Genomic DNA, 4,140 nt, shown 5'->3' on the forward strand with positions numbered 1-4,140 from the left:
CCCGGCGCGCCCCCCACCGCGCGGGGGGCGGCCCCCCCGGGCGGGGGGCCGCCCCTCGGACGGGTGCGGTCAGGGGAGGCTGATCACCTGGCTCCGGTGGGCGGCGGGGTTGAGGTGGTGGAGCAGGAGCAGGCGGGAGGTGTCGCCGGGGGTGCGGCGGATGTCGAGGACGGTGCCGGGCCGGACCGGGGTGGCGAGGGCCGCGGGACCGCCGAGGCCGGCGCGGATGTCGACGGCGGGGTGCAGGACGTCGAGGGCCAGGACGGGGCGGGTGCCGCGCAGGCCGATGGCGGAGTAGGACTCGGCCGGGTCGGGTGTGCCGGGGGCGACGGTGCTGGTCCAGACGCCGTAGTGGATGGTGCTGTGGCCTTCCCGGACGCCCGGGAGGGCGCTCAGCCGGACGGGGAGGACGACGGCGTCGCCGTCCAGCAGGGCGGTGTCGGTGTCGCCCCAGTGGCCGTTGAGCGGCTGGACGTCGAGTTCGGCGCCGGTTCGGGCGTCCAGGGCGCGGGAGACGAGGACGTCGCTGTTGCGCAGCCGGTCGGCTTCGAGGATGACGTCGGTGGTGCCGTCGCCGTCGGTGTCCAGGGAGACCCGGACGCCGTAGAGCCCGACCGGGGTGGCGGCCGGGGCCCAGAGCTGGGCGCCCACGTAGAGCAGGTCGGAGCCGGTGGCGGCACCGACGACCCGCAGGTTGGCGGCCCGGTCGCCGGGGTGCTGGACGCAGACGTCCTGCGGGGGGTCGGCCGGCTCGGCGTCGTCGTCGGGCCGGATGCCGGCCCCGGGCCCGACGGCGGCTTCGCTGTCGGGCGGGCAGTCGGCCCAGCGGGTGCCTTCGCCGCCGAGGGTGAGGGCGGTGACGAGTCCGGGCCGGTTGCCGGGGGCGGCGCTGCCGCCGAGCATCAGGACGGTGCCGTCCCGGGTGGTGCGGGCGGCGGCGGTGGCGGTGAGGTCGGTGGCCGGGCGCGGGGCGGCGAGGACGGGGACGCGCAGTTGGGGCAGGGCCGGGTCGGTGACGGGGGTGAGCAGGACGCGGCCGGAGAGTTCGGCGCGGTAGCTGCGGGCCTTGCCGTTCTGCAGGGTGTCGATGGTGGGGTCGGGGGCGCGGCCCAGTTCCCCGGGGACGGCGAGGGTGACGTGCACCCGCGCGGTGCCGCCGGCCGGGACGTCGACCTGGTCCGGCGTCACCTCGAAGGTGGCGCCGGGCAGTTCGGTGGCGGCCGCGTAGCCGGTGCGGTAGCTCAGCGGCCGGTCCGCGTGGTTGCGCACCTCGATGTCGCGGCCGAGGGCGGTCGGCCCGGCGATCTCGACCGGCCCGTAGGAGACGCCGACGCTTCCTTCGGCCGCTCCGTCGCCGGCCGCGTAGGCGACGACGGGGGTGTGGACGGCCCGGTCGACCTGGGCGCGGCCGGCGCCGGTGCGCTCGGGGCCGTAGACCGGTCCGCCGTGGTCGTCGCCGAGCCAGGTGTCGACGGCGGTGTTCATGAGCGCGGCCTTGAGCTGTTCGACCGGCCAGTCGGGGTGGGCGGCGCGGACGAGGGCGGCGAGGCCGGTGATGTGCGGGGTGGCCATCGAGGTGCCGTCCTCGCGCTGGCCGCCGCTGCCGGTGCCGACGAGGGCGGACCAGATGGTCTCGCCGGGGGCGGCGAGGTCGGGTTTGACGATGCCGGGGACGCCGATGCCGCGGGAGGAGAAGTCGGTGAGGGTGTCGGTGCGGGCGGGCTGGTTCTGGGAGACGGAGCCGTGCAGCGGGTTGCCGGGGGCGGCGAGGCGGATCTCGACCGGCCCGGCCGCGGCGGCCTGCCGGAGCCGTTCGCCGTCGGCGTGGGCGAGCAGGGCGGCCGGGATGCGGTCGTTGCCGGAGATCTCGGCGAGGTGGTCGGTGTCGGCGGCGTAGAGGGCGCCGATCGCACCGGCGTCGGCGGCGTGGTCGGCGCGGGGGCCGGAGTTGCAGGCCCGTTCGGTGTCGCGGGTGCGCCAGGTGAGGACGGCGATCTTTCCGGCGAGCCGCTGCCGGTCGGCTTCGCTGTAGGCGGCGCAGCCGTCGGACTGGTCGGCGGGCAGGGCGAGTTGGCCGCTGACGTCGGCGCTGGACCAGCCCTGGTAGCGCTCGCTCCAGTGGGCCGGGACGACGCCGGCCAGGCTGGCGGGGGCGAGCACGGTGAGGCCGTCGGTGTCGCTGTGCGGGTCGACGGAGGCGGCGACGGCGATGGCCCGGGCGGCGGTGCCGGGGCTGCCGCCGATGCCGTAGACGTCGCCGTCGTTGCCGGCGGCGGCGACCACGACGGTGCCGAGGGCGGCGAGCCGGTCGACGGCGAGGGCGTCGGTGTCGTCGGGGTTGCCGAAGCGGCTGCCGAGGGAGAGGTTGACGACGTCGAGGCGGTCGCCGAGGTCACCGTCGCCGTTGGGGTCGGCGGCGAGGTCGAGGGCCTGGGCGAGCCGGTCGGTGGAGCCGTCGCAGCCGAAGACCCGGATCGCGTACAGCTGGGCGCCGGGGGCGGCGCCGGGGCCGACCTTGAACCCGGCGGGGTCGAGTCCGGGCCGGTAGGGGCCGGTGTACGGGTGGCCGTCGGCGGTGACGCCGTAGCCGGCGGCGGTGCCGGCGACGTGGGTGCCGTGCCCGTTGCGGTCGCAGTCGATCGGGTTGTCGCTGGGGTGCGGGACGGGCTGGTGGTGGGGGGAGGACGGGTCGGGGTTGTAGTCGTCGCCGACCAGGTCCTTGCCGCCGATCACCTTGGCGTTGGGGAACAGCTCGGGCGGGGCCGGCTTGCCGCGTTCGACGGAGCGGAAGGCGGCCTCGGTGCCGGGGCCGCCGAAGTCGGCGTGGGTGTAGTCGATGCCGCTGTCGATGATGCCGATCCGCACCCCCTGGCCGGTGTTGCCGTCGCCGGTCGCGCCGGCCCAGACCTGCGGGGCGCCGATCAGCGGGACGGAGTAGGCGTTGTCCCGCTGTTTGCGGACGATCGGGTGGACGGCCCGGACGCCGGGCAGCGCGCGTAGGGCGGGCAGCCGGTCGGCGGGGGCGTTGACGGCGAGGCCGGTGAGCAGGGTGCGGGTGCGGTAGAGCTCGCCGGCGGTGGGCGCCGCCCGGTGGACGGCCGCGGCGAGCCGGTCGAGGGCTTCGCCGGCCTTGGCGCGCTGGGCGGCGCCGGCGTCGGCGGCCTCCCGGCGGGCGGCCTCCGGGGAGCGCTGGGCCCGCCGGGCCCCGTCGGCGGCGCGCCGCCAGGCGGGGCCGGCCGGCTCGGTGCCGAGTTCGAGCAGGACGGTGGCCGTTCGGCCGGCCCTCGACGGCTCCGTCGGGGGCCCGCCGGAGGCCGGGGTGGCGGCGAGCGCCGCGCTCCCGGCCAGCACGGCCAGGGTGAGGCCGATCCGGGTGATGGATCGGCGGACGGATGGCAGGCGCACTGGGCCCTCTCCCCCCGGCAGGGGGACTGATCCGCACACCGTGTCGCTGACGCCCGCCCGCGCGAACGTCGATCACCCTTCCGGGGGCCCCAAATTAGGATGATCGCGCCGGCGAGCGCGAGCAACTTCCCTCGGACGGACGCCGGTTGCACTCGACCGGGTGACCTGACGGCAGCCCGAGCGGCCTATTCGGCAGATGAACGGCCGGGTCGGAGAAGCCCCCCGAGGAGGGCCGTCCGACAACCCCTGACAGACAGGCCCGCCAGGGGTTCCCGTCAGAGGTGCCCGGTCGAGCCGCCGTTGTCGCGGCGGTCCAGCGCCCGCTGCAGCGCGGCGGCGGCGAAGGGGTTCCGCTCGGCGGCCCGGCGCCGGCGCGGGGCGCGGACGGGGGTGGCGGCGGGGGTGGCAGTGGCGTGGCGGTCGGCGGTGAGGGGCATACCGGGCTCCTTGGAAGCGGCGCCCCGAAGAGGGCGCGGGAGGGGAGGGGTACGCGCGGGGGCAGGGATCGCCTGCCCGTGAAGGCGCACGCGGACACGGGCCGAACGCCCTGTCTACAGGGTCGGCACGCCGTATCGCCCTTCCACGGTACGACCGGGCCCGGGCCGTGTCTGCACGAATACTTGGATTTCCTAGTATCTGAGACGGGCGCCGCCCGGGGGAACGCAGCGGGTAGTCGGGGGGAGGGGGCGGACCGAGGGCAACGGCGCCGGGGGGGGTGGGGTGGACGGCGCAAGC

General features: G+C 77.2%; 2 protein-coding genes. Both read right to left on the reverse strand.

Annotated elements, in window-relative coordinates; genetic code table 11:
• Positions 1-69: 69 nt before the first annotated feature.
• The gene (locus tag ACFV61_RS30610) at positions 70-3,405 is read right to left on the reverse strand and encodes a S8 family serine peptidase (RefSeq protein ID WP_380495141.1); all 3,336 of its coding nucleotides are present in this window, start codon (positions 3,403-3,405) and stop codon (positions 70-72) included.
• Positions 3,406-3,680: 275 nt separating this feature from the next.
• Positions 3,681-3,842: a hypothetical protein gene (locus ACFV61_RS30615; protein ID WP_363378780.1), complete on the reverse strand. Its 162-nt coding sequence runs from the start codon at positions 3,840-3,842 to the stop codon at positions 3,681-3,683.
• Positions 3,843-4,140 lie beyond the last annotated feature (298 nt).

Origin of the sequence: Kitasatospora sp. NPDC059817 (genome assembly GCF_042731835.1) — a bacterium.
GTDB lineage: Bacteria > Actinomycetota > Actinomycetes > Streptomycetales > Streptomycetaceae > Kitasatospora.